The sequence below is a fragment of the Treponema sp. R6D11 genome, assembly GCF_054786075.1.
Genome location: NZ_BDHD01001259.1, coordinates 1 through 347 on the forward strand (window position 1 = coordinate 1; position 347 = coordinate 347).

Sequence of the window (347 nt, forward strand, 5' to 3'; positions counted from 1 at the left end):
TTAGGAATTTTCGAAAAAATTATTTAGGAGACTCATTTGAAAATCGTAGTTATAGGCGCCCAATGGGGCGATGAAGGAAAAGGAAAAATAGTTGATTATCTTGCGAACGAAGCGCAGATAATCGTCCGCTACGCCGGAGGCGCGAACGCCGGCCACACGATTGTTACGGGCGGCGAACAATACGCCCTGCACCTGATCCCCTCCGGTATTTTTTATCCCGATAAGATTTCAATTCTCGGCGCGGGCATGGTAATCGATCCAAAGGCGCTATTCGACGAGATTAAAATGCTGGAAGACCGCGGTATAGACACGAAGGGCAGGATATTTATTTCCGACCGCGCCCACCT

At 48.7% G+C, this 347-nt stretch carries 1 protein-coding gene; it reads left to right on the top strand.

Translation table 11 applies throughout. The annotated features are described in order from the left end of the window. Nucleotides 1–36: 36 nt before the first annotated feature. Nucleotides 37–347 (top strand): adenylosuccinate synthetase (locus ACYVTD_RS18345; protein WP_461249031.1); only part of this gene is annotated, 311 nt, incomplete at its 3' end.